Source organism: Alkalimonas sp., from assembly GCF_020831925.1.
Taxonomy (GTDB): Bacteria; Pseudomonadota; Gammaproteobacteria; order Enterobacterales; family Alteromonadaceae; genus Alkalimonas.
Window position 1 is genome coordinate 63,146 of the sequence record NZ_JAFIFQ010000003.1, and the last position, 23,247, is coordinate 86,392.

Consider the following 23,247-nt stretch of genomic DNA (forward strand, 5'->3'; position numbering starts at 1 on the left):
ACAGAGGATCAACTTTGGCTAATCCCATTTCAAGTCTTGAAGTTCAGGACATTATGGCTTTGTTGCCACATCGCTACCCATTTTTATTGATTGATCGGGTGATTGATTACACCCCGGGAGAAAGCCTGACTGCGATTAAAAATGTCACCATCAATGAACCTATATTTACCGGGCATTTCCCGGGCCGGCCTATTTTCCCTGGGGTTCTGATTCTGGAAGCCATGGCGCAGGCAACGGGCATTTTAGGATTCAAGACAGCGGCAGAGCGCTCTGAAAACGAGTTGTATCTGTTTGCAGCCATCGATGAAGCTCGCTTCAAAAAACCTGTGGTACCGGGTGATACCATGGTGCTGGAAGTAAAGTTTTTAAAAGAGCGCCGTAATATGTGGAAATTCTACGGTGAGGCCAAAGTTGACGGTCAGCTGGTCTGTTGTGCCGAGCTGATGTGTGCCAGGAGAGAATTCTGACGTGATCCATCCATCTGCAGTGATAGAGCCTACAGCTCAGTTAGGCAACAACGTCCGGGTTGGTCCTTTTAGTTACATCGGGCCAGATGTTATTTTGGGCGATGACTGCATTGTCGAGTCCAATGTGGTGATCAAAGGCCCTAGCATTATAGGTCGTGGCAATCACTTTTTTCAGTTCGCCAGCATAGGTGAAGCCTGCCAGGATAAAAAATACAAAAATGAACCGACAGAGTTGATAGTCGGTGATTTTAATATTTTCCGCGAAGGCTGTACTGTGCATCGTGGTACCATTCAGGATGAAGGCAAAACTGTTATTGGCAGCCACAATCTGTTTATGAATTACACCCATGTCGCTCATGATTGTGTGATTGGCAGCAATGTTATTTATGCCAATAATGCTTCGACTGCGGGTCATGTGCATGTTGGGGATTGGGTTATTTTGGGCGGCATGAGTGGTGTGCACCAATTTTGCCATATCGGAGCCCATAGCTTCATTGGTGGTGGCTCTATTGTGTTAAAAGATGTGCCCCCCTTTGTAATGGCCAATGGTAGTCCAGCTACTCCTGTAGGTATTAACACCGAAGGCTTAAAACGTCGTGGCTTTACGGCAGAGACTCTGCTGGACATTCGTCGAGCTTACAAAGAAATTTATCGCAAAGGGCATACGGTGGCTGAAGCCGTTGCTGCTCTTGCCAGTCACAGCGAATCCAGTGCGGAAGTTCGCCGTTTAACGCAGTTTATCGAGCAGTCCAAGCGCGGTATTATTCGTTAACTGTATCCTCGGCCGCAGTCGCTGCGGCCAGCGCCGATGTCTGGAATCCTGCTTATGTCCTCTGAGTTACAGACACAAAAAAAGCTTCGCATCGCCATTATTGTTGGCGAGCACTCCGGTGATATTCTTGCTGCCGGAGTGATGGCTGCCTTTTTAAAACAACGACCAGATACCGAGTTTTTCGGCATTGGCGGTCCGCGCATGCAGGCACTGGGTTTTGATGCCTGGTTTGATATGGAAGAACTGGCGGTGATGGGGCTGGTCGAGGTCCTTGGACGCTTGCCGCGGTTGCTGTCTATCCGCAAACAATTGATTACCCGCTTGCTGGCGAGTCCTCCGGATTTGGTACTTGGCGTGGATGCACCAGATTTTAATCTGCCGGTCGAGCTTAAGCTAAAGCAGGCAGGGCTTACCACTGTGCATTATGTCAGCCCATCGGTTTGGGCCTGGCGTCAAAAGCGTATTTATAAAATTGCCGCTGCAACCGATTTGGTACTGGCTTTATTACCCTTTGAAAAAGCATTTTACGACAAGCACCAGGTGCCATGCCGTTTTGTCGGTCATACCTTAGCTGATCAGATGCCACTACAGCCCGATAAAGCTGCCGCCAAAGTCGCTCTTGGCTTAGGCGAACAGCCGTTACTTGCCTTAATGCCTGGCAGTCGTAGCAATGAAATCAAGTTACTTAGTCCGGCTTTTTTACAAGCAGCTGCAAAGCTGAAAGCCTTGCAGCCTGAGCTGCAGTTAGTCTGTGCAATGGTGACAGAGCAAAAGGCGGAAGTATTTGCTGCCATTAAACAACAGGTTGCTCCGGATTTGCCTTTGCAGGTGCTGGTTGGTCAGTCGCGTGAACTGCTGACCGCCGCCGATGCAGTCTTTATTGCGTCTGGCACCGCCACCCTGGAGGCAATGTTGGCTAAATGCCCTATGGTGGTGGCCTATAAACTCAATGCGGTTACTTACCAACTGGCAAAATGGTTGGTGAACATTGATTACTTTAGCCTGCCGAATCTACTGGCGAATGAGCCATTGGTTGCTGAGCTGCTGCAAGAACAGGTAACACCAGAGGCATTGGTCGCGGCCATGGAGCCCTTGTTGGGGGATTCTGGCAGTCAGTTACGTCAGCGTTTCACTGAGTTGCATCAGCAACTTGCTTGTGATGCCAGTCAGCAAGCCGCCACTGCCATTCTGGAGTTGATTGCAAAGCGGGGGACGCATGACTGATTTTATCCGTCCGGACGTACGCTTGGTATGTGGTGTCGATGAAGTAGGGCGTGGCCCTTTGATTGGTGCCGTGGTAACAGCTGCTGTGATCCTGGATCCAAGCCAGCCTATAGCAGGTTTAACCGATTCAAAAAAACTGTCGGAGAAAAAGCGTCAGCTGCTGGCGAAAGAAATCCGCCAAAAGGCGTTGTGCTGGAGTCTTGGCAGGGCCGAGCCGGCCGAAATAGACCAGCTCAATATTTTGCATGCTACCCTATTGGCTATGCAGCGCGCGGTGGCCGGCTTATCAGTGCAACCCGAGTGGGTATTGATCGATGGCAACCGCTGCCCACAACTGCCAGTCCCTGCTACGGCAGTGGTTAAAGGTGACAGTAAGGTCGCTGAAATCAGTGCTGCCTCGATACTTGCCAAAGTCGCTCGTGATGAAGAAATGCATGTACTGCACCAGCGTTATCCGCAGTTTGGCTTTGATCGTCACAAAGGCTATCCGACGGCGGATCACCTGAGAGCCATTCAGCAGTTTGGTGTATTGTCAGAGCATCGTCGCAGTTTTAAGCCGGTACAACAGCAGATAGAGGCATCGGCATGAGCTTGCCGGCTTTTATTCACCTGCGGGTGCACAGTGATTTTTCCATGGTTGATGGTCTGGCCAAGGTTAAACCCATTTTAAAAGCAGCTGTGCAGCTGCAAATGCCTGCACTGGCTTTGACCGACCAAATGAATCTTTGTGGTTTGGTACGCTTTTATGGCGGAGCCATTGACGCGGGCATTAAACCCATCATCGGAGCTGATTTTTGGGTGCACGATACTCAAATCAGCCAGGACAGTGGCCGCTTGCTGATACTGGCAGCGGACAATACTGGCTATAAAAATCTGACTTTGCTGATATCGAAGGCTTATTTGCGAGGGCATCTGGATGGTAAGCCGCAAATTGATCATCATTGGTTGGCAGAGCACAGTGCTGGTCTGATTTTGTTGTCAGGTGGTAAAGATGGCCTGCTGGGTAAATCCCTGCTAAAGCAGAATCCGCAGGTTGCCAAAGCGCTGACAGCTTTTTATCAGCAACACTTCAATGATTGCTTTTATTTGGAGCTTATTCGCACCGGACGGCCAGATGAAGAGCAATACATTCAACTCGCGGTTGATTGGGCGCAACAGAACGACTTGCCGGTAGTTGCGACCAATGAGGTGGTGTTTTTAACACCGGATGATTTTTCTGCCCATGAAATTCGCGTTGCCATTCATGATGGCTACACGCTGGACGATAAACGCCGGCCAAAAAACTATTCCGAGCAACAATATCTGCGCAGTGAGCAGGAGATGGTGGCGCTGTTCCACGATATCCCGGAGGCACTGGCAAACTCGGTAGAAATTGCCAAACGCTGCAACGTCACCATTCGTTTGTACGAGTATTTTTTACCGGCTTTTCCCACCGGCGGTATGTCGGATGCGGATTTTCTGGTGCTTAAATCGCGCGAAGGTCTGGAGCAGCGGCTGGAACAGCTGTTTCCAGAGCCTGGAGAGCGGGCGGCCAAGCGTGGTGAGTACGATGAGCGTCTGCAGATTGAGCTGGATGTTATTAACCAGATGGGCTTTCCAGGCTACTTCCTGGTGGTGATGGAGTTTATTCAGTGGAGTAAAGATCATGGCATACCAGTGGGGCCGGGTCGAGGCTCGGGTGCTGGCTCACTGGTAGCTTATGCGCTGAAAATTACCGATCTGGATCCGCTGGAGTTTGATCTACTGTTCGAACGGTTTTTGAATCCAGAGCGCGTATCAATGCCGGATTTTGACGTTGATTTTTGCATGGATCGACGGGATGAGGTGATTGAACACGTGGCCGACATGTATGGCCGCGAAGCCGTGTCGCAGATTATCACCTTCGGTACCATGGCAGCCAAAGCGGTTATTCGGGATGTTGGCCGGGTGCTGGGGCATCCTTATGGCTTTGTCGATCGTATCTCCAAACTGATACCGCCAACACCTGGCATGACGCTGGAGCAGGCTTTTAAAGAAGAGCCGCGTTTGCCAGAGCTGTACGAGCAGGATGAAGAAGTTCGCGATCTGATTGATATGGCGCGCCGGTTGGAAGGGGTGACCCGCAATGCCGGTAAGCATGCTGGTGGGGTTGTGATAGCCCCCACCAAAATTACTGATTTCTCGCCACTCTATTGTGATGATGCTGGCAATAACCCGGTAACACAGTTTGATAAAAATGATGTAGAGACTGCCGGGCTGGTTAAGTTCGACTTTCTTGGTCTGCGCACACTGACCATACTGCAGTGGGCTGTGGATATGGTCAATGTGCGTCGGCAGCAACACAATCAACCCCTGGTTGATATTAATACCATCCCTCTTAACGATCCGAAAAGTATTCAAACGTTGCTGCGGGCGGATACCACGGCAGTATTCCAGCTGGAATCGCGTGGTATGAAAGACCTGATCCGCCGCCTTAAACCCGACTGTTTTGAAGACATGATTGCCTTGGTGGCCTTGTTCCGTCCTGGCCCCTTGCAGTCCGGCATGGTGGATAACTTTATTGACCGTAAGCAGGGACGGGAAGACATCTCTTACCCAGATGCCAATTATCAACATGAATCGCTCAAACCCATTTTAGAGCCGACCTACGGCATCATTCTGTATCAGGAGCAGGTGATGCAGATTGCCCAGGTGCTGGCCGGTTATACCCTGGGTGGCGCCGACTTGCTGCGCCGGGCCATGGGTAAGAAAAAACCAGAGGAAATGGCCAAGCAGCGAGCCGTATTCGAAGAAGGCGCCCGAAATAATGGCATCGACGGCGAGCTGGCCATAAAGATATTTGACCTGGTGGAAAAATTCGCAGGTTATGGCTTTAACAAGTCACATTCTGCTGCCTACGCCCTGGTATCGTATCAAACGCTGTGGATGAAAACGCACTTTCCGGCTGAGTTTATGGCAGCGGTCATGTCGGCAGATATGGACAATACCGATAAAATCGTCACGCTCGTCGATGAATGTGATCGGATGAAGTTAAAGCTGCTACCGCCAGATGTGAATGCCGGCCAGTACAAGTTTACCGTGGATGAGCAGGGACGGATTATCTATGGCATTGGTGCGATAAAAGGCGTTGGTGAAGGCCCGGTTGCGGCTATCATCGAAGCGCGTGAGCGCTTTGGTGCATTCACGGACTTGTTTGATTTTTGCTACAAGGTCGATCTGAAAAAACTGGGCAAGCGGGTGATAGAGAAGCTGATTATGGCTGGCGCCCTGGATCGGTTAGGCCCTCATCGAGCCGCGATTTCCGCCAGTCTGGAAGACGCTGTGCGCGCGGCCGAGCAGCAGGCTCATGCTGAAGCTATTGGTCAGAATGATCTCTTTGGTGCTTTAACGCCAGAGCCGGAGCAGGCGATGCAGTCTTTTCGCCAGGTGGCGCCATGGCCGGATGAAGTTTGGTTGGAAGGTGAGCGCGAAACGCTGGGCCTGTACCTTACCGGGCATCCAATCAATCGTTATCTTGACGAGTTAAAGCATTATGTTGGCTGCCGATTAGTGGACTTGCAGCCAACCCGGGGTGAGCAAACCATTACCGTTGCAGGCCTGGTCGTTGCTGTGCGGGTTCTGGTGAATAAGCGAGGCCGGCGCTGGGCTTTACTGACGCTGGATGATAAGTCGGCCCGAGTCGATGTGCGTTTGTTTCCTGAGCAATTTGACAGCTTTGAAACCCTGCTGCAAAAAGACAAAGTTCTGGTGGTTACCGGACAGGTACGATTTGATGATTTCAGTGGTGGCCTTACAATGACCGGCCGCGATCTGGCTGAAATTACGTCAGTACGAGAAAAATATCTGAAATCGCTGCAAATTACGCTAAAATCAGCGCAATGTGATGAGAAGTACCTCGACAAGTTGCAGCAGACACTGGCTGAACATAAGTCGGGTACTGTGCCGGTGTTGCTGCATTATCAGCGGCCGGAAGGAACGGTCAGTCTGCGGGTAGGTACTGAGTGGTGGGTGACACCAACTGATTTGCTGTTGCATCAGTTAAGGCAGCTGGCCGAAATAGAATTAGATTTTCATAATTGAACCGAATCATAAGAAGGTTTGACGACTCATGATGTTAAATTATCTGGAATTTGAGCAACCCATTGCCGAATTGGAAGCAAAAATTGATGAGCTGCGCAATGTCAGCCGCAACGGCGATTTCGATCTTGGGCTGGAAGAGGAAGTCAACCGACTGAAAGAAAAGAGTCTGGCATTGACGAAAAAGATTTTTGCGGACCTTGGTGCCTGGCAGGTTGCCCAGTTGGCGCGTCATCCAAACCGGCCTTATACACTCGATTACATTGAGCATGTATTTACCGACTTTGACGAGTTGGCAGGTGATCGTACCTTTGCCAACGATGTTGCCATCGTTGGCGGTACGGCCAGACTGGATGGCCGACCGGTGATGGTAATTGGCCATCAAAAAGGTCGCGATACCAAAGAAAAAGTACGTCGTAACTTCGGCATGCCGCGGCCGGAAGGTTACCGCAAAGCTTTGCGCCTGATGGAAATGGCTGAGCGTTTTAAGATGCCCATCATTACCTTTATCGACACCCCGGGTGCTTACCCGGGTATTGGTGCCGAAGAGCGGGGGCAAAGTGAAGCCATTGCCCGGAACCTGAAAGTCATGGCTGGTTTAAAGGTGCCTGTGGTCTGCACCGTTGTCGGTGAAGGTGGTTCAGGTGGTGCTCTTGCCATTGGTGTTGGTGATAGAGTGAATATGCTGCAGTACAGTACTTACTCGGTCATTTCACCGGAAGGTTGCGCCTCTATTTTATGGAAAAGCGCAGAAAAAGCAGCGGTTGCCGCCGATGCCATGGGCATTACCGCTGAGCGTCTGAAAGAGCTGGATCTGATTAACCGGGTAGTGCCGGAGCCATTAGGCGGTGCGCATCGTAATCCACAGCAAATGGCATTGTCTTTAAAAGAGGTTATTCTGAGTGATTTGCAGCAACTGGATACATTATCGGTGCAGGAGCTGCTGGATAAGCGCTATCAACGACTGATGTCGTTTGGTTATTGCTAGGCTCATGTTAAGTTAAGCGGTTATGGCCGCAGGCAATGCGCGTTCAATCGACAAGCAGCTGGAGGAGACTCTGGCTGCTTGTTTGCATTTACACCAGCCCAAAAAAGTGGTGCTGGCACTCAGTGGTGGCCTGGATTCGATGGTGCTGCTGGAGCTGCTACATCGTTTATCAGCCAGGGCTCCCTGGCAGCTATCGGCCGTGCATGTTCATCATGGGTTGCAACCTCAGGCGGATGACTGGCTGCAATTCTGCCAGCAATCCTGCGCTAAAAGATCGGTGCTCTTTGCGTCTCATCGTCTGACACTGGATGGTCGGCATAATCTGGAGGCACGTGCCAGGGATGCGCGCTATCAGCTGTTGGCGCAGCATTGCGCTGAGCCGGGCAGTGTGTTGCTGACTGCCCATCATGCCGATGATCAATTGGAAACGCTGCTGCTTGCTTTGAAGCGCGGCAGTGGACTGACCGGGCTCGCTGGCATGGCCTCAAGCCGGCCTTTTGCCGCAGGTTTGCTGGTACGCCCATTGCTGGCACATAGCCGCCTGGAGCTGGAGCAGTTTGCAGATTTTCATCAGTTGCATTGGGTAGAAGATCCAAGCAATCAGGACCTGCGGTTTGATCGCAATTTTTTACGTCAGCAAGTGCTGCCGCTGTTGGCAGGGCGCTGGCCTGGCTTTGCTCACAGTGCTGCGCGAAGCATGGCGCATTGCGCTGCGGCAGATAACCAGCTGGAGCAAATTTGGCAACAGCAATTACAGCCTTATCTAAGCGAAAATAAGCGGGTGTTGCAGTTAGCTGCTTTGCAGGGAAAAAATCGAACAGAGCAAAATGCCATGCTGCGCTCCTGGCTGAAACTGCATCAATTAAACCCGGAGCTGGCCTGGTTAACTACCTTGCATCAACAAGTCATTGCGGCTAAAGCTGATGCCATTCCAGAGCTGCAGTTGCAGCGCTACCAGCTTAGACGTTTTCAGGGAGCTTTGTATCTGTGTGAGCCTTTAGCCGCTAAGCCTCATACTGGCTTAGTATGGCAGGGGCAGGCACAACTTGAATTACCGGCCGGGCTTGGGTGGTTGCATTTCCTTCACTCGGAAACAGCGCCTGGTGAAAACTGGTTACCACTGGCGGATACAACTAAACTGGAACTCTGTTTTGGTCAGCTCAGCCTGTTATTTAAGCCTGCTGGTGCTCAGCACCACAAGCCTTTGAAACAGTGGTGCAAACTATGGCAGATCCCGCCCTGGCAACGCCCTTATTTACCACTACTGCTGTGCCATGGCGAAGTGCAACTGGTTGCTGGCTATGCCAGCTGTGTATCACCGGCGAAGGCAACCTTGTGGTGTCTGCTGCAGGCCGAACCTTTTCGCTAAGCCTTAGGCTTGACGAACGCGGTTTTTGCCAGCCTCTTTGGCCAGATAAAGGGCTTTATCGGCTGCTGAGAATAGTTCTGCCGGAGTTTGTCCTGGCTGCCAGTGTGCAATACCAATACTGGCAGTCACATGATGTTGCTGGCAATCGTGCTGGCGCGAAATAGCTTTTACCAGCCGTCTGGCAATCAGCTCACTGCTGGCAACATCCTCATCACTTAGTAACACTGCAAACTCATCGCCGCCAAAACGAAACAGTGAGTCGGTTGCCCGTAAGGTGCTGTGCATGGCATTGGCAACGGCGATCAAAATATCATCGCCTGCGGTATGACCATAAAGATCATTGACCTGCTTAAAGTTATCCAAGTCAAGCAGCAACACCGCACAGCAACTTTGACTGCGCATCGCCAGTTGAATGGCTTTATCCAGACTGTCATCAAAGAATCGGCGGTTGCCAAGGCCGGTCAGTGTATCTTTGAGTGCCATTTGCTGTAGCCGGGTAACCACCAGGGCATTTCGAAGCGAGTACAGCCACTCTACTTCAAGCGCTTGCAGCTTACTGCAAACAAGCGGAGTGAAGGGGTGTTCACTGCAATAATGCAATTTGGCCAGGCACTGCTCTTTGAGCATAAGCAAGCTACGATGCTGAAATTCTGCACTGGCAGAGCCTGCTGCACCGAAGTGACCAATAGCGGTCTGCAACTCCAGGCCGGTCAGCGGCAGAATATTGCCTGCTGCCATCGAAAAAAGCTGTAGTTGCTCACGCAGATCGAGCGTGGTTTGCAACTGTGCCAGCAAGGATTGATGCTGCTGGACAGTGGGAGCGCGCCAGTACTCATCGGTCGCGACTGCAGCGTAGCTGGGCGCGTCTGGCAGACTGATTTCGCTAAGTAAACATAAGCTCATAACTGCTTCCTGGTTAAGGTGATACAGTCGTAAAAGCAAAAATTGTGCCTAAATGTTAATAGTGAGCTCTATCAATGGCTTATGAACTGTTCAACTCGTTTACTTGACAAGCTATAGTGATAAGCGGCACTTTTTTGACAAAGAAGTCGCCAGAGAGCAGATTAATCCGATTGCAGGAATTCGATAATGGCATCCAATTGATGCATGCCATCCTCGAAGCCAATTTCAATCAGCCGACGCGTATAATCCTGTTCAAACAGCAAATAGCTGGCCAGGCTGGAATCCGAGTGCTGGCCAATCCCCATCAGCCGGAACATCGTGCGCACCGCCAGTGGCAAGGATAAGAAATGCTCGCTGGCGATTTGGTTAAAATTCTGGCTTGGGTTTACCAGCAAGCTATCAATTGGCTTGAGGCTGGTTTCAATCCCATGCTGCTGCATGGTTGCTATGGTGCTGTTAATGCGCTGCATACGCTCTAAATCCGAGTTCAGGGTGTCGGCAAAAATAGTATCCAGCAAATGACCGGCGATGGTGGCAAGGCCTGGATGATGCGGTAAACGCTGGCTTCGGTCATGGCTGCGAGGTTGTTCCAGACCAATAATCAGGATTTTTTCTGCGCCCAGATGAATGGGCGCACTGAGTGGAGATAGTTGATTGACTGAGCCATCGCCAAAATACTGCTGGTGGATTTGTACCGAAGGAAATAACAGCGGGATAGCGGCAGAAGCCAGCAGATGATGCAAACCAAGCAGGGTCCGCTGACCGCAGCGCTTAGCCCGGCGCCAGTCACTGGCGCTGTCGGACTGAAAGAATGTAATGGAATCGCCATCGTTGTAACTGGACGCGGTCACTGAGACGCTGGACAGGTAGCCACCCATGATGTTGCGATCGATACGTTGCAAGTCGAGGATCTTACCAAGCAGCTGTTTTAAAGGGGTGTTATCCAACATACTGACTGCACGCTTGTTGGCATAATCGGCCTGAAAAGCGCTGAATAAACCGCGCAGTAGGTGGCGAAATACCCTTGGGTAGTCGGAATAGTACACCTGATTGGTATGGAAGTGCCGCCATACCCATTCAATTTTTTTTACGCCCAAATGAAAACAAGAGGCGTAACAGGCAATACCGGTGCCATTGATGGCTCCTGCGGAAGTGCCGCATATAATTTCAAACGGAATTTTGCTATTGCGTGGGTAGCGGGTGGCAATGGCTTTAAGGACACCCACCTGATAGGCAGCCCTGGCACCACCACCGGTCAGCAGCAAAGCTGTTTTTCGTTGCTTGTCGGAACCTGTTTGTTTCATTCGGCTGAACTTTTACTCGCTTTGCTGCTCTGTTGAGTTAAGCTGCTGGCTAAAAAGAGTTATTGAAAAATTTCCAGCCATTGTATGCTGAGCAGACTGTGATTACGACCTGACTTTAGTCTGGTCGGATAACGAATTGAATGCAACTTTCCAACGCAAAGAGGGCATTATGACAGAGCGTGAATCATCTGAAGCATCTGCACCTGGTCAGCAGCTATACTACCTGGGGCTGGCTGCTGTGGTCATGGTCTTATTGATAGCTGGCTGGCTGTTGTTTCGCTCAGACAGTCCGGAGCCTGAACCTGTGCAGCCATTGCCGCAAGCTGAGCTTACGGAATTACCCGATGCTGAACCTTTTGTACCAGACCCCGTTGCCTTGGAGCCTGTCCCTGAATTGCCGGTTGAGCCGCTTACCGGTGACTTGCCGGTTGACGCTATGCCTGAGCTTGCTGAAGCAGAGCCTGAACCAGAGCCAGAGCCTGCGTTGCCTGCATTGAATGATTCAGATGCCGAAGTAAGACAGTCGTTGCTGCAACTCCCCTGGCAACCCGGCCTGGCCGGATTGTTTGTTCGTGAAGACATGCTGCGTCGTCTGGTGGTGCTGACCGACAACATCAGCCGCGGCCAAATCAGCAGCGATCATCTGGTGCTAGAGACACCGGATCAACCCTTTGCGGTAAGACAACAAGGCGAGCAATTGAGCTTGGACCCGGCTGGTTTCAGTCGTTATGAACCCTATCTGACCCTGCTAGAGAGTGTACCAGTCCCGGCTCAAGTCGCATTGTTGCGGCATTATCAGCCATTACTGGATGAAGCTTTTGCCGAGCTTGGTTACCCAGATAAGCCCTTTGAGTATCGTTTGCTGCAAGCCATCGATTACCTGCTGGCACAGCCTGTGATGGACGGAGTTTTTGAGCTGGAGCTGCCCAGCGTGATGTATCATTTTTCCGAGCCACATCTGGAAGCTATGAGCGATGTGCAAAAGCAGTTGATCCGCATCGGGCCAGATAACCAAAGGCGCTTGAATCAACATTTGACAAAATTACGACTGGCGTTACAAGAATGATTGTTTAGGGATTTCCTTATTAATTTTTTATTAAACTATAATTAATTCAGCTATTTATAGCTACCCCTTTACCAGCTTGTGTCTATGCTTAACCAAGCACTGGTACTAGGTATAGGGGTTCATCATGCTGAATCAATTGACTGTAAAATTACGGCTAACAGCCATCATAGTTGTGCCTCTGGTGGTGATCGTGTTGCTGGCAATTTTATCATTGCGCGAAATGCAGCAACTTAATCAGGGGATTGATAGTCTCTATCATGATAGGGTGGTTCCCCTTCGCCAGATCAAAGTGGTATCGGATGCTTATGCCGTGACCATGGTAGATACCTTCCATAAATACCGAAGCGAACAACTCAATGCCAGGCAAGCGCTGCAAGAGTTACAACAAGCCAGAGCTGAAGCCGACCGCTATTGGCGACAGTATCTGGCAACTGAACTCACGGCCGATGAGCGCCGGTTGGTGTCGGATGTCGAGCGTTTGCGCCAACCTTTTTTTAGCGAAGCCGATCGCTTCATCGCTGCCATCGAGCAAAACACCTTTATTACCGCCATAGGCAACAATGAATTTAATCAGCGCCTTTATGCTGTCGCCGATCCGCTTAGTGCTGCCCTGGATGCACTAATTATGCTACAACTGGACGAGTCTGAGCGCTTTCGGGCGGCAGCAGAGCAGGGCTTTCAGCAGAGTCGCATGGTGTTTATGCTGCTGCTGTTGGCTGTGTTTATTACGCTCGCTGTGCTCGGTATCTGGATTTACCGCTCCATTCAAACACCGCTGCGTCAGTTGCAAAATGCCATCAAAACGGTTGGCAGCAGCCTAGACCTAAGGGTGAGAGCCAAAGTCGCCGGCAAAGATGAGTTGGCGGAAGCTTCCATCGCTTTTAATGGCACTATGGAGCGCTTGCAGTTATTCTTCAAAGAGCTGGCTGCTGCTATCCAGCAGCTAGCGACTGCAGCAGAGGAAATGAGTCATATCAGTGAGCAAGTGAGTGCCACTTCGAGTGAGCAAGAACAGCATGTAAGTATGATCGCTACTGCTATTACTCAGATGTCTTCAGCGATCCAGGAAGTTGCGGGCAGTGCTTTGCGTACCTCGGAACAAGCCGGTGAAGCGGATCACTTGTCTGAACAGGGAGTGAGCCGGGTGGAGCAAAGTATCCAATCGATTGGAAAGTTGTCTGCCGCCATGGATGAGGCAACTAAGGTCATTGCACAGCTGAATGATGAGTCAGGCAAAATTAGTCAGGTGTTGGCAGTGATCACCAGCATTGCCGAGCAAACCAATCTGTTGGCACTCAATGCTGCGATTGAGGCGGCTCGGGCTGGGGAAGCCGGTCGTGGTTTTGCCGTAGTGGCTGATGAAGTGCGTCAGTTGGCGACCAATACCCAAAAAGCCACCGAGTCAATTCGTGGTATGATTGATAACCTGCAATTATCTTCCAAAGAAGCGGTTCAGGCCATGGAGAACTCAGGTCAATTTGCCAAGGTTAGCGTGACGCAAGTCAATGAAACCGGTGATGTCATCAGCCAGATGAAAAGCTCGGTCAGTCATATTGTAGAGATGAACGTCCAGGTATCAACCGCGACTGAACAACAAACCATAGTGGCTGAAGAGATCAGCAAAAACATCAGTGAGTTTACCGTCAGTATCGGTGAGGTGACGCATAGTGCCAAACAAAGTGCAGAGGCCAGCGATATGCTGGCACGTTTGTCATCGGATTTACAGCAAAAAGCAGCGGCTTTTAAAGTCTGACTTCGGCTAACCGCTGCTTTTTTCTTGAGCAGCCAGCATACGGATGGTTGCAACCCAGGCAGGATTTGCGCATAATGCGCGCCTGCCATTCAGATGGCACACAATGGTAACCCCATGGGTCCTCTCGCAATGCTAGTAGGTGAACCCGGTCAGGTCCGGAAGGAAGCAGCCGCAGCTTATGACGCATGTGCCGGGATGTGGCTGGTGGGGTTGCCACCCACTTTCCCCCCTTAACCTTGATTATCCAAAAACTCCACGGCTTTGCGAACCGCCTCTTGCACCTTCATTTGCATTTCGAAGCGCTCACTTTGCGGCAGGTAGAACGCCATATCCACTTCATAGCGAATATAACGCGGTGGCAGCTGATTCAGGATAATACAGCTTAAATCCGCCAGATAATCCGGATCTTTATTCTGATCCAAGCCTTGCTCCGCCAAATAATCGATCACCAGCTTTTCATAGTAGTTGTGAATATCATCGTTCAGAATCATGATTACTCTTCTTGGTTGTAAAGCAGACGCTACTGCCTTCAAGCATAATCGGCTTTTACAAAAAAAACCACCGCATTGGTTATGCGGGGGGGGCTTGCTACAATGCCAGCTACTGACGTGGTGGAATCAAAAAAGATGCAGAAAAATCAAAAACCTTGCTATTACGGTGACTACCTTCAGCTGGACCAGCTGCTGAATGCCCAGGCACCGGAAAGTGCGAACTATGGCGCAGAGGCGCATGATGAGACCCTGTTTATCATTGTGCATCAGGTCTATGAGTTGTGGTTTAAGCAAATCTTGCATGAATTAAAAGCGGTACTGGCTGTCTTTGCTGAAGAGGAAGTTAAAGATGAACAGCTGACAGGCATCGTGCATAAACTGAAACGAGTAATCAGTATTCAGCAGCTGCTGAACCAACAAATAGCGGTGATGGAAACCATGACACCGCAAGACTTTATGTCGTTTCGCGATTACCTGGTACCGGCTTCTGGCTTTCAGAGTGTGCAGTTTAAAATGCTGGAAATTGGCCTGGGACTTAAAAGCGACTACCGTATCGATTTTGATAAAAACTCCTTTTATACCAGACTCAATGACAAAGACCGCAACTTCTTGCAGGCGTTGGAGCATCAGCCCAGTTTATTTGAGTTGATTGAGAAGTGGCTGGAGCGCATGCCATTTCTGGAGTTTGGTGACTTTAGCTTCTGGCAATTGTACCAGCAGGCCACCCAGAGCATGCTCAATCGGGATGAAGCCATCGTGCAGAGCATTGAACAACTGGCGGAGTCTGAGCGTGAGCTACAGCTTGGTGAAATCGCCAAAACCCGACAGAAATTTGCGGCCCTGCTCGATAGTGAGGAGTACAGCCAGCTGCAGCAGCAAGGCGCTTTCCGGTTAAGTCAGCGCGCTATGTTATCAGCGCTTTTTATCAGTTTGTATCAGGAAGAGCCGGTTTTTAATCTGCCATTCCAGTTACTGACCTGCCTGACCGAGATTGATGAAAAGCTGACGATATGGCGCTATAAGCATGCCATGATGGTGCAGCGGATGTTAGGCACCAAAATTGGCACCGGTGGCTCTTCCGGCCATGATTACCTGAAACGAACTACCGAGAAAAATCGCATTTTCACCGACCTGTTTCATATGGCGACCTTTTTGTTGCCAAAGTCTGAGTTACCAGCTTTACCTGCGGGTCTGAAAAAACGGTTAGGTTTCTATTTTGCTGGCGATTGAGCTGCCCTCAAGTTCGAAGGCGGCTTTAAACAGTTGCAGATGCAGCTGGGTTAGCGCCGCCAGATCGCGTTGATAGCCGCCACCAATGACGGCCGCAACCGGTATGTCACGCTTACGGCAGCTGTGCAGTACCAGGCGGTCTCGCTGCAGTAAAGCCGCTGTGCTCAGTTGCAGGTGCCCCAGTTCATCTTCTTGGTGACAATCGACACCAGCATCGTACAGCACCAGCTCGGGCTGATACCAGTTGAGCAGGCAGCTAAGCGCCTGTTCCACGTGCGCCAGATAATCTTGTTCGCTGATGGTTGCTGGCAGTGCCAGATCCCAATCCGACTGTTGTTTGTGGTAGGGAAAGTTTTTGTCGCAGTGCACCGAGCAGGTGATGATATCCGGTTCATTCGCCAGCAGCAGTGCGGTGCCATCGCCCTGATGCACATCCAGATCAAAAATCAGCAGGCGCTTTACACCTTGCTGTTGCATGGATTTTGCAGCAAAAGCCAGATCATTGAACAGACAAAACCCGGAGCCCTGATCGTAAAAGGCATGATGATAGCCACCACTTAAATGCAGCGCTAAGCCATGTTGTAATGCGAGTTCGGCGCAGAGTCGGGTACCGGCGATAGAGGTCAGTGAGCGCTGGATCAGCTGCTTCGACCAGGGAAAGCCAATACGGCGCATGGCTTTGGCATCCAGCTGGCCGGAGCAAAGTGCTTGGATGTAGTCCGGGCAATGCAGCAGTGTAAGCTCGTGCTCGGAAAGTGGGGCTGGCTGATGAAATTGTTCGGTTGGCACGCCAAATGACAGCAGCTGTTGCTGCAGAGCATGGTATTTACCAATGGGATAACGATGCCGTTCTGGCAGCTCTAAGGCGCTGTAACATGGATGATAAACCAGAGGAAATGACATATCAGCGCTTGTGCTGCTCCTGAAATTGAATGTGCTGTTCTACCTCGCTGATGGCGCGACGACAGCGTCCTAACCGGGCCTGCAACGCCAGTTGCTGCTGCACCTCCTGGTTTTGTTGCCGGGCAAGACGCAGCATGTCTTCCAAACGTTGTTCGAATTCTTTGTACTGACTCAGTTGCTGATACAGATCACGACTGGATTGGGTAATTTGCTGCACTACCTTTTGTGCTTTACGTTTACCTACTTTAAAGTTTTGACGAGTTTGGCTGTTGGTAAAGGCCCGGGTGAGTGCATTGCACTGGGCTGCGATGCGCTCAGCCAGTCGTTGCTGGTGCTCAGAGCTCACAACTTGCCGCCCCGAGCTATACTGTTCCAGTCGCTTTAATTGCTGCAAGGCTTCATCCACATAATCGGTCAGGTAAGGCGAGTGACAACTGAACAGATCGGTCTGAAACCAATCCAACGGCTTGCCGGGCATCGGCGCCTGATCCAGGGTTCTGGCCTGTTCGCGCAATTGCTCTAAACGTAGTTTCAGCTCGCTGAGCGCTGACATACTAACTCCAGGCCTGCCAGGCCAGGCGCAATGCTATGGCCACCACTACGCTGATAAAGACGGGGCGGATAAAGCGGCTGCCAAAGCGAATGGCGGAGTGGGCACCCAGCCAGGCACCCGCCATCAGACAAAGTCCCATTGCCAGGCCAAGCAGAATAAAGACATGGCCCAGCAACAAAAAGACCGCCAGTGAAACGCCATTGCTGATAAAGTTCATGGTGCGGGCTACGCCGCAGGTCAGCAGCAAGTTGATGCGATACAGTGCCATGGTGGAGACCATCCAGAAGGCGCCGGTACCCGGGCCTGCCACCCCATCGTAAAAGCCCAGCGCCAAACCTTGAGTTCGTTGTTGCCAGAACAGCCGGCGGTTTTGCTTCGGCAGTTCGAGTTGATCGTCCGGCACAATACGGTTAAACAGCGTATAGACAGCGGCCAGTAAAATCACCACCGGCAAATACTTTTCCAGCGCAGCACTGCTTAACTGATCAACCAGCAGGGTACCAAGGGCTGCTCCTATGCCGGTATAGAGCAGGCTGCGGCGCCAGAACACCGGGTCGAATAAGCGTTTGCGGTAATAGGTTACCGAGGCGGTTAAGGAACCGAAGGTCGCTGCCAACTTGTTGGTGCCAAGCGCCAGGTGCGGTGGCAGGCCAGCGGTAAGCAGGGCTGGGATAGTCAACAGGCCACCGCCACCCGCAATGGCATCGATGTAGCCAGCGGTAAAAGCGACGGCGCAAAGGATAAGCAGAACACTGGGTTCGATGGCAAATTCAGCGAACAATTCGACAGGCCTTAATAGTGAATGCTGCGTTTAAATGGTGGTAGCGCATCGAGCATCGCTTTACCATAGGTTTTGCTGACCAGGCGCCGGTCCAGAATCACAATTTGACCGCTGTCCTGTTCTTGCCGCAGTAGTCTACCACAAGCCTGTACCAGTTTCTTCGCTGTTGCTGGTACCGTTAGTTGTACAAAAGGGTTGCCACCTTGTTTAGTCACAGCTTCACTCATGGCCTCTTCCAGCGGTGAGGTGGGTACTGCGAAAGGCAACTTGGTGATCACCAGATTAGTCAACAGAGTGCCTGGTAAATCCAGCCCTTCGGCAAAGCTTTGGGTGCCAAATAAAATACTGGTTTTTTGCGCGGTCACATTCTGTCGATGCTGCTCCAGCAGCTTTTGCCGGGCGGCTTCACCTTGCACCAATAGATCAAAGCCTTTGGCGCGCAGCGCCTCAGCTACCTGATTCATTTGCCAATAAGAAGCAAACAGCACCAGACTGGCTTGCTGCTTGGGTAAGTATTCGGGCAACAGTTGGCACAACTCAGCGGTAAAACCGTCGGCAGTTGGTTCATGCTGCATTTTGGGCAGCAGGATATGGCCTTGCTCGGCATAGGCGAAAGGCGAGTCGACTTTTAGCGTGCGCACCCCTTCCAACTGATCCAGCCCCAGCTCACGCAGGGGATAGCTGAATGAGTTGAGCGCTGTCAGGGTGGCAGAGCAGAGCACACAGGCAAAAGCAGGCCGAAACAACAGACGCTCCAATTGTGCCTGCACCCGCAGTGGGCTGGCGCAGCCAATAATTTGGTGGTCCTGTTGTTCTGGCTGCTCGACCCAACGTGCCTGATAGACCTGTGGGTGCTGAGGCTCAGCCCAAAGCTGCCACAGCGATTGTTGTTGGCTAAACTTCTGATCAAAAGACGACAGCTCCTGCAGAGTGCTGCTGATAGCTCGGGCAGGCAACTGTTGTTCTAAAATCGCCTCCCGAATTTTCTGATGCAGCTGTTCCAGTTGATTGAGCACCTGACGGCTGGATTTAGCCAGTGACTCTGACTGTTGGCTAACAACCCGTGGTAAAGCAGCATCAGCAAAGCGATGCTGTGGTTTATCATGAAACCAGGTTTTTGTAAAAGCTGGAATTTGCTGCTGAATGGGTTGGTAATCGCGGCGGTAGTCATCGATCAGCTCCTGCAGTTTGATGGCGGTTTTTAAAGCCGATTCTGGCAGGTTCGCCTGCATGCGCTGGCTGAACTTCAGCGCTTTTTCCAGCCATAGTTCTTGTTGCACCAAGGGCGCACTAGCGGATAAAAAACTACGCGCGCTATCAACCAGGTGATGACCCTCATCAATCACATAAACACAGTCTTCCGGGGGGGGTAATTGTGCTGAGCCGGCTTCTAAATCGGCCAGCAAAAAGGCTTGGTTGGTCACCAGCACCTGGCTGCCGGTAATCTCAGCCCGCGCCAGGTGAAAAGGGCAGTGCTGGTGACGGCGACTGCCACGATGGCAATGATAGGGATCGGCCTGAATTAACTGCCAGAGTGCATCCGGCACCGCAAAGGGCAGGCTGTCGCTATCACCAAGCCAATGCCGCTGCTGCCATGCTTTCAGTAGCTTGGTAGCAAGCGCCTGATGTTTCATACTGCTATCAGGGAACAGCTCCGGCTGCTGCAACATCTCTTGCAAACGCTCTATGCAGGCATAGCGCTGGCGGCCTTTGACCAGGCAAAACTCAAAGTCCAACCCTGAGTGCTGCTGAAAAAAAGGCAGGTCTTTACGTACCAACTGCTCTTGCAAAGCTACAGTTGCCGTCGCAATGACCAGCGTTTTGTTGTGTGTGAGCACATAAGGAATACAGGCTAGCAAATAGGCCAGTGATTTACCGGTACCTGTGCCTGCTTCGACCAGCGCAATGCGATGATGCCGATGGTAGCTGCCGGCAATGGTATGGGCGATTTCTGCAATCAGCTGGTTTTGTCCTTGCCGAACACAGTAGTTAGGCAAGGCGTTACGGATCTGCTGCTGAATCGCGCGGATGCTTTGTTGGGTTTTAGTTGTCAGCATGTAATTTTTTTTGATCGACCAAGCGTTCTATTCTAGAAACTAACTCTGCAGATAGCAATTACTCTGCCTAATAGCACGGCAGATCGAACAATGGGTCAATCATCTCTTTAAATTTGCATTCATCGCAAATTTTAGCAAGAAGGTTGACCTGGTAGGGGTGAAATGTATAGCATCAGGTATGAAATGCCCTTTTTGTTACAGGGTATTTCAAAAAGGCTTAATGAAAAGCACTAAAATCACCTCACAAAAATTTGATTGTCGCTATGTACGACAACCAGGGAGACTTTCTAATGTATAAAAACAACAAATTGTCCAAAGCAGTGCGCTTGGCAATGACAGTTGGCGCGCTAACCGCGGCCGCTGTACCAGGATTCGTTGTTGCTGATGTTAATGAGCAGGAAGCTACAACTATCGAACGTATCGAAGTAACAGGATCGCGTATTCGTCGTATCGGTGAAATTGCTCCGACACCTGTCACCGTTATTACCGGAGAAGGCCTCGTTGATGCCGGTGTAACCAACGTTGCAGATTTACTGCACCGTATGCCAAACACCTTAATTGGTTTATCACCAGAAACCACCAACAATACCATTTTTGCCAGTGGTTTGAACAACACCGACTTACGCGGTCTGGGTTCCAACCGTACCCTGGTATTGGTTAATGGCCGTCGCTTCATTTCTGGTGCTCCAGGCAGCTCAGCGGTTGACTTGAACAACATTCCTACAGCGATGATTGACCGTATCGAAATCACCACTGGTGGTTCTTCGGCGGTTTATGGTTCTGACGCTGTCGCCGGTGTTGTGAACATCATAACCAAAACATCTTATGATGGTGTTACCATCGATATTTCAACCACTCAGCCTCGTCAAAGTGGCGGTGAGGAAGAGTACGCTTCTCTGACGTTTGGTGCTGATTTAGGCCGTGCCAGCTTTATTTCTAACTTGAGCTGGGCGCGTCAAAAGCAAATCAGTTTTATGGATCGCGACTTTTTACGTGAAGCACCGATTGTAATCCGTAATCCTAACCAGGTATCTGGCGATCCGAACAGCCCTGCAGCTGTTGTCTGGGGTTACGGTCAGCAAGTTCTGGCCTCTTACACTAAAACGGGTACTTTCTCCGCCGGTGGAACGCGTTACACCTTCAGTGACGATGGTTCTCTGCGTCCACAGCAGTTGGGTGAGCCATTGCCACCACTGACGTCAGGTCGGATCGATTACCTGGGTGGTGAAGGTTACAACTTTGCTGAAAACAGCTTTATGCGTACGCCGTTGGATCGTATTAACTTTGTAACCAACATGAGTTATGAGTTTAATGATGACCATCGTATGCAGATGGAACTGAATCTATCCAAAACTGACGCTTATGGTGAGAGCTCGCCAGCGTTCCTGAACTTTATTGCTTATGGCGACAATGCTTTACTACCACAAGCTGCCCGTGATCTGATCAGCCAGCAAAACCTCGGCTTCGATCCACGTGGTGCTGTTTCCATGGGTTATTTAGCTTCTGATTTCGGTAACCGTCAGTACTCACAAGACCGTACCCTGGCGCGGATTTCTTTGGGCTTTGATGGTGCCATTAACGACAACTGGATGTACGATTTCTACATGACCTCTGGCCATGTGCAAGCCGATACCGAATGGTACGGTGAAATGTATGAAGATCGCTTCTACGACGCGATTGATGCCATTGAACTGAATGGTCAGGTGGTATGTCGTGATGAAATCGCGCGTGCACAAGGTTGTTTGCCATTAAATATCTTCGGTCGTGGTCTTTATAGCGATGATGCTTACGATTGGGTTAGCACCGATGCGATTCGTCGTTCGTCCATTCAACAGCACGTGGTTGGCGCTGCAGTAAGCGGCGATATCATGGAACTGCCTGCTGGCTGGTTAGCCGCTGCTTTTGCCGTTGAATACCGTAAAGAAAAAGCTAAGACGCTGCCAGATCCGGCAATGCGTGCAGGTTTGCTGTTTAACAACCAATCTCAGCCATTATCCGGTGATTTTGATGTAAAAGAAATCTCTGCGGAGTTTTCAATTCCATTGATTGAAGGCATGGCTTTCGTTGAGAACTTGACCTTTGAAACAGCCGGTCGTGCGATGCGTTATTCGACCTCTGGTTCAGATACGGCTTGGAAAATTGGCCTGAACTGGGAAATCAATGACGAACTGCGTGTGCGTATTAACCGCTCTAAGTCTGTACGTGCACCGAACATTGGTGAGTTGTTCAACCCACCAGGACAAACGTTTGCTGGCATCACTGATTTGTGTGCCACCAGCCAACGTGATGCATTGAACCCTAATTACCGTGAGAATATCCTGAACAACTGTGCTGCTCAGGGCATTCCGGCTAACTTTGAGCCATCGCAAGAGTGGTTCGGTTCTACTCGTCCAGGCTTTATCATCGGTAATACCGATTTGACCAATGAAATTGCCAAAGATATCACCATTGGTTTTGTCTACAACCCAAGCTTCCTGGATGATTTCAGCCTGACAGTGGATTACTGGAAGTTTGACATGTCCAACATGATTCAATCTTTCACCGCGAACAACCTGGTTCGTTACTGCTATCAGTCGAATTCAATTGATAACGTATTCTGTCCGCTTATCGAGCGTGATCCGAATACCTTTGAAATTGTAAACTTCTTCCAGAAGCCAATTAACTCAGCATTAAGTACTACTGCAGGTGTGGATATTGAAGCGAACTACCGTTTCAGCACCGACTTTGGTGACTTTGGTGTACGTTGGATCGGTACCTATCTGGAAGAGCGTACCTTTAACCAGACAGGCTTTGCTGAAGATGAAGTTGTCAACACTGGTGAACAAGCTCGTCCACGCTGGCGTAACCGTTTAATCACTAGCTACAACTATCAGGACTTCTCAGCGGTTCTGACCATGACTCACCGTCATAGCTCTGTTTTGAATAATGAGTGGACACCAAACCAGAACAACTACAACGATGTACCTTCGTACATCACCTGGGATCTGACCTCACGTTACAACGTGAATGATAATCTGCAAGTTCGTGCTGGTATTTTGAACATGTTCGATCGGACGCCGCCACGTCTTCCGGGTATGTACAACAATGGTAACTACTACGATATGATGGGACAGCGCTTCACTTTAGGTGTGAACTACACTTTCTAAGTAAAGCTGCTTAGGTGAAGTAACCATTTTCATCAGAATAAAAACACCAGCTTCGGCTGGTGTTTTCTTATTATTGAGTTTTAAACATGGGGGCTATCTGCACTAAGCTTGTGGTGTCCGCCAAAAACCTGAGGCAATGCAATTATTTGTCTGTAAGTCCGGCAATACTGTCACGAAATATGTA

18 protein-coding genes and 1 other RNA gene are annotated in these 23,247 nt (G+C 50.5%); 12 read left to right on the plus strand and 7 right to left on the minus strand.

The annotated features are described in order from the left end of the window. The first annotated feature begins 14 nt into the window (after positions 1-14). From fabZ to tilS, 7 genes are read left to right on the plus strand one after another with little or no spacing between them, the layout of a single operon-like run. Positions 15-467 (plus strand): 3-hydroxyacyl-ACP dehydratase FabZ, encoded by a 453-nt coding sequence (gene fabZ / locus JJU14_RS01965; protein WP_228610918.1) that lies wholly within the window; start codon positions 15-17, stop codon positions 465-467. Position 468: 1 nt separating this feature from the next. Next, entirely contained in the window at positions 469-1,239 is a 771-nt protein-coding gene (lpxA, locus tag JJU14_RS01970; protein ID WP_228610919.1) for an acyl-ACP--UDP-N-acetylglucosamine O-acyltransferase, read from the plus strand. Between the two features lie 54 nt (positions 1,240-1,293). Then, on the plus strand, positions 1,294-2,463 hold the full coding sequence (gene lpxB, locus JJU14_RS01975) for a lipid-A-disaccharide synthase (protein ID WP_228610920.1): 1,170 nt from the start codon (positions 1,294-1,296) through the stop codon (positions 2,461-2,463). Next, complete coding sequence (rnhB, locus tag JJU14_RS01980; protein WP_228610921.1) at positions 2,456-3,052, plus strand: ribonuclease HII; 597 nt, start codon at positions 2,456-2,458, stop codon at positions 3,050-3,052. The genes lpxB and rnhB overlap by 8 nt, the downstream gene beginning before the upstream one ends. Continuing rightward, complete coding sequence (gene dnaE / locus JJU14_RS01985; RefSeq protein WP_228610922.1) at positions 3,049-6,522, plus strand: DNA polymerase III subunit alpha; 3,474 nt, start codon at positions 3,049-3,051, stop codon at positions 6,520-6,522. Before rnhB ends, dnaE begins: the two co-directional genes overlap by 4 nt. A gap of 28 nt (positions 6,523-6,550) precedes the next feature. Continuing rightward, positions 6,551-7,507 (plus strand): acetyl-CoA carboxylase carboxyl transferase subunit alpha, encoded by a 957-nt coding sequence (accA, locus tag JJU14_RS01990; protein WP_228610923.1) that lies wholly within the window; start codon positions 6,551-6,553, stop codon positions 7,505-7,507. Between the two features lie 22 nt (positions 7,508-7,529). Continuing rightward, positions 7,530-8,876 carry a tRNA lysidine(34) synthetase TilS gene (gene tilS, locus JJU14_RS01995; RefSeq protein ID WP_228610924.1) on the plus strand — a complete coding sequence of 449 codons (1,347 nt, stop codon included), beginning with the start codon at positions 7,530-7,532 and terminating at the stop codon, positions 8,874-8,876. Between the two features lie 3 nt (positions 8,877-8,879). On the opposite strand, the gene JJU14_RS02000 is transcribed toward tilS, so the two are convergent. Both JJU14_RS02000 and JJU14_RS02005 read right to left on the minus strand, forming a co-directional pair. Beyond that, the gene (locus JJU14_RS02000) at positions 8,880-9,779 is read right to left on the minus strand and encodes a GGDEF domain-containing protein (protein WP_228610925.1); all 900 of its coding nucleotides are present in this window, start codon (positions 9,777-9,779) and stop codon (positions 8,880-8,882) included. Positions 9,780-9,940: 161 nt separating this feature from the next. Beyond that, positions 9,941-11,083: a patatin-like phospholipase family protein gene (locus JJU14_RS02005; protein WP_228610926.1), complete on the minus strand. Its 1,143-nt coding sequence runs from the start codon at positions 11,081-11,083 to the stop codon at positions 9,941-9,943. 169 nt (positions 11,084-11,252) lie between these two features. On the opposite strand from JJU14_RS02005, the gene JJU14_RS02010 reads away from it, so the two are divergent. From JJU14_RS02010 to ffs, 3 genes are all read left to right on the plus strand, one after another. After that, the gene (locus JJU14_RS02010; protein WP_228610927.1) at positions 11,253-12,149 is read left to right on the plus strand and encodes a DUF3014 domain-containing protein; all 897 of its coding nucleotides are present in this window, start codon (positions 11,253-11,255) and stop codon (positions 12,147-12,149) included. 124 nt (positions 12,150-12,273) lie between these two features. Next, positions 12,274-13,902, plus strand: a complete 1,629-nt coding sequence (locus JJU14_RS02015; RefSeq protein WP_228610928.1) for a methyl-accepting chemotaxis protein — start codon at positions 12,274-12,276, stop codon at positions 13,900-13,902. A 113-nt stretch (positions 13,903-14,015) separates the two neighbouring features. Continuing rightward, an RNA gene (ffs, locus tag JJU14_RS02020) (signal recognition particle sRNA small type) lies at positions 14,016-14,112 on the plus strand. Between the two features lie 20 nt (positions 14,113-14,132). On the opposite strand, the gene JJU14_RS02025 is transcribed toward ffs, so the two are convergent. After that, positions 14,133-14,393 carry a late competence development ComFB family protein gene (locus tag JJU14_RS02025; protein WP_091344617.1) on the minus strand — a complete coding sequence of 87 codons (261 nt, stop codon included), beginning with the start codon at positions 14,391-14,393 and terminating at the stop codon, positions 14,133-14,135. A 135-nt stretch (positions 14,394-14,528) separates the two neighbouring features. On the opposite strand from JJU14_RS02025, the gene JJU14_RS02030 reads away from it, so the two are divergent. After that, a complete protein-coding gene (locus JJU14_RS02030) occupies positions 14,529-15,623 on the plus strand; it encodes a tryptophan 2,3-dioxygenase family protein (protein ID WP_228610929.1) in 1,095 nt (364 codons plus the stop codon). On the opposite strand, the gene JJU14_RS02035 is transcribed toward JJU14_RS02030, so the two are convergent. From JJU14_RS02035 to dinG, 4 genes are read right to left on the minus strand one after another with little or no spacing between them, the layout of a single operon-like run. After that, complete coding sequence (locus tag JJU14_RS02035) at positions 15,597-16,526, minus strand: histone deacetylase (protein ID WP_228610930.1); 930 nt, start codon at positions 16,524-16,526, stop codon at positions 15,597-15,599. The two genes, JJU14_RS02030 and JJU14_RS02035, sit on opposite strands and share 27 nt — an antisense overlap. Before the next feature lies 1 nt (position 16,527). After that, entirely contained in the window at positions 16,528-17,079 is a 552-nt protein-coding gene (gene priC, locus JJU14_RS02040) for a primosomal replication protein PriC (protein ID WP_228610932.1), read from the minus strand. A 1-nt stretch (position 17,080) separates the two neighbouring features. Beyond that, positions 17,081-17,860, minus strand: a complete 780-nt coding sequence (locus JJU14_RS02045) for a TSUP family transporter (protein WP_228610933.1) — start codon at positions 17,858-17,860, stop codon at positions 17,081-17,083. Between the two features lie 11 nt (positions 17,861-17,871). After that, positions 17,872-19,917 carry an ATP-dependent DNA helicase DinG gene (gene dinG, locus JJU14_RS02050; RefSeq protein WP_228610935.1) on the minus strand — a complete coding sequence of 682 codons (2,046 nt, stop codon included), beginning with the start codon at positions 19,915-19,917 and terminating at the stop codon, positions 17,872-17,874. A gap of 290 nt (positions 19,918-20,207) precedes the next feature. Here dinG and JJU14_RS02055 point away from each other — a divergent pair, with 290 nt between their 5' ends. Further along, positions 20,208-23,063, plus strand: a complete 2,856-nt coding sequence (locus JJU14_RS02055; protein ID WP_228610936.1) for a TonB-dependent receptor — start codon at positions 20,208-20,210, stop codon at positions 23,061-23,063. Positions 23,064-23,247 lie beyond the last annotated feature (184 nt).

Excerpts from the sequence above, each read along its gene's own strand:
- dnaE (WP_228610922.1), top strand. The coding sequence starts at position 3,049 with ATGAGCTTGCCGGCTTTTATTCACCTGCGGGTGCACAGTGATTTTTCC.
- JJU14_RS02035 (WP_228610930.1), bottom strand. The coding sequence starts at position 16,526 with ATGTCATTTCCTCTGGTTTATCATCCATGTTACAGCGCCTTAGAGCTG.
- JJU14_RS02015 (WP_228610928.1), top strand. The coding sequence starts at position 12,274 with ATGCTGAATCAATTGACTGTAAAATTACGGCTAACAGCCATCATAGTT.
- JJU14_RS02030 (WP_228610929.1), top strand. The coding sequence starts at position 14,529 with ATGCAGAAAAATCAAAAACCTTGCTATTACGGTGACTACCTTCAGCTG.
- rnhB (WP_228610921.1), top strand. The coding sequence starts at position 2,456 with ATGACTGATTTTATCCGTCCGGACGTACGCTTGGTATGTGGTGTCGAT.
- JJU14_RS02000 (WP_228610925.1), bottom strand. The coding sequence starts at position 9,779 with ATGAGCTTATGTTTACTTAGCGAAATCAGTCTGCCAGACGCGCCCAGC.
- dinG (WP_228610935.1), bottom strand. The coding sequence starts at position 19,917 with ATGCTGACAACTAAAACCCAACAAAGCATCCGCGCGATTCAGCAGCAG.
- JJU14_RS02025 (WP_091344617.1), bottom strand. The coding sequence starts at position 14,393 with ATGATTCTGAACGATGATATTCACAACTACTATGAAAAGCTGGTGATC.
- accA (WP_228610923.1), top strand. The coding sequence starts at position 6,551 with ATGATGTTAAATTATCTGGAATTTGAGCAACCCATTGCCGAATTGGAA.
- JJU14_RS02055 (WP_228610936.1), top strand. The coding sequence starts at position 20,208 with ATGTATAAAAACAACAAATTGTCCAAAGCAGTGCGCTTGGCAATGACA.
- JJU14_RS02005 (WP_228610926.1), bottom strand. The coding sequence starts at position 11,083 with ATGAAACAAACAGGTTCCGACAAGCAACGAAAAACAGCTTTGCTGCTG.
- tilS (WP_228610924.1), top strand. The coding sequence starts at position 7,530 with ATGGCCGCAGGCAATGCGCGTTCAATCGACAAGCAGCTGGAGGAGACT.
- lpxB (WP_228610920.1), top strand. The coding sequence starts at position 1,294 with ATGTCCTCTGAGTTACAGACACAAAAAAAGCTTCGCATCGCCATTATT.
- JJU14_RS02010 (WP_228610927.1), top strand. The coding sequence starts at position 11,253 with ATGACAGAGCGTGAATCATCTGAAGCATCTGCACCTGGTCAGCAGCTA.
- priC (WP_228610932.1), bottom strand. The coding sequence starts at position 17,079 with ATGTCAGCGCTCAGCGAGCTGAAACTACGTTTAGAGCAATTGCGCGAA.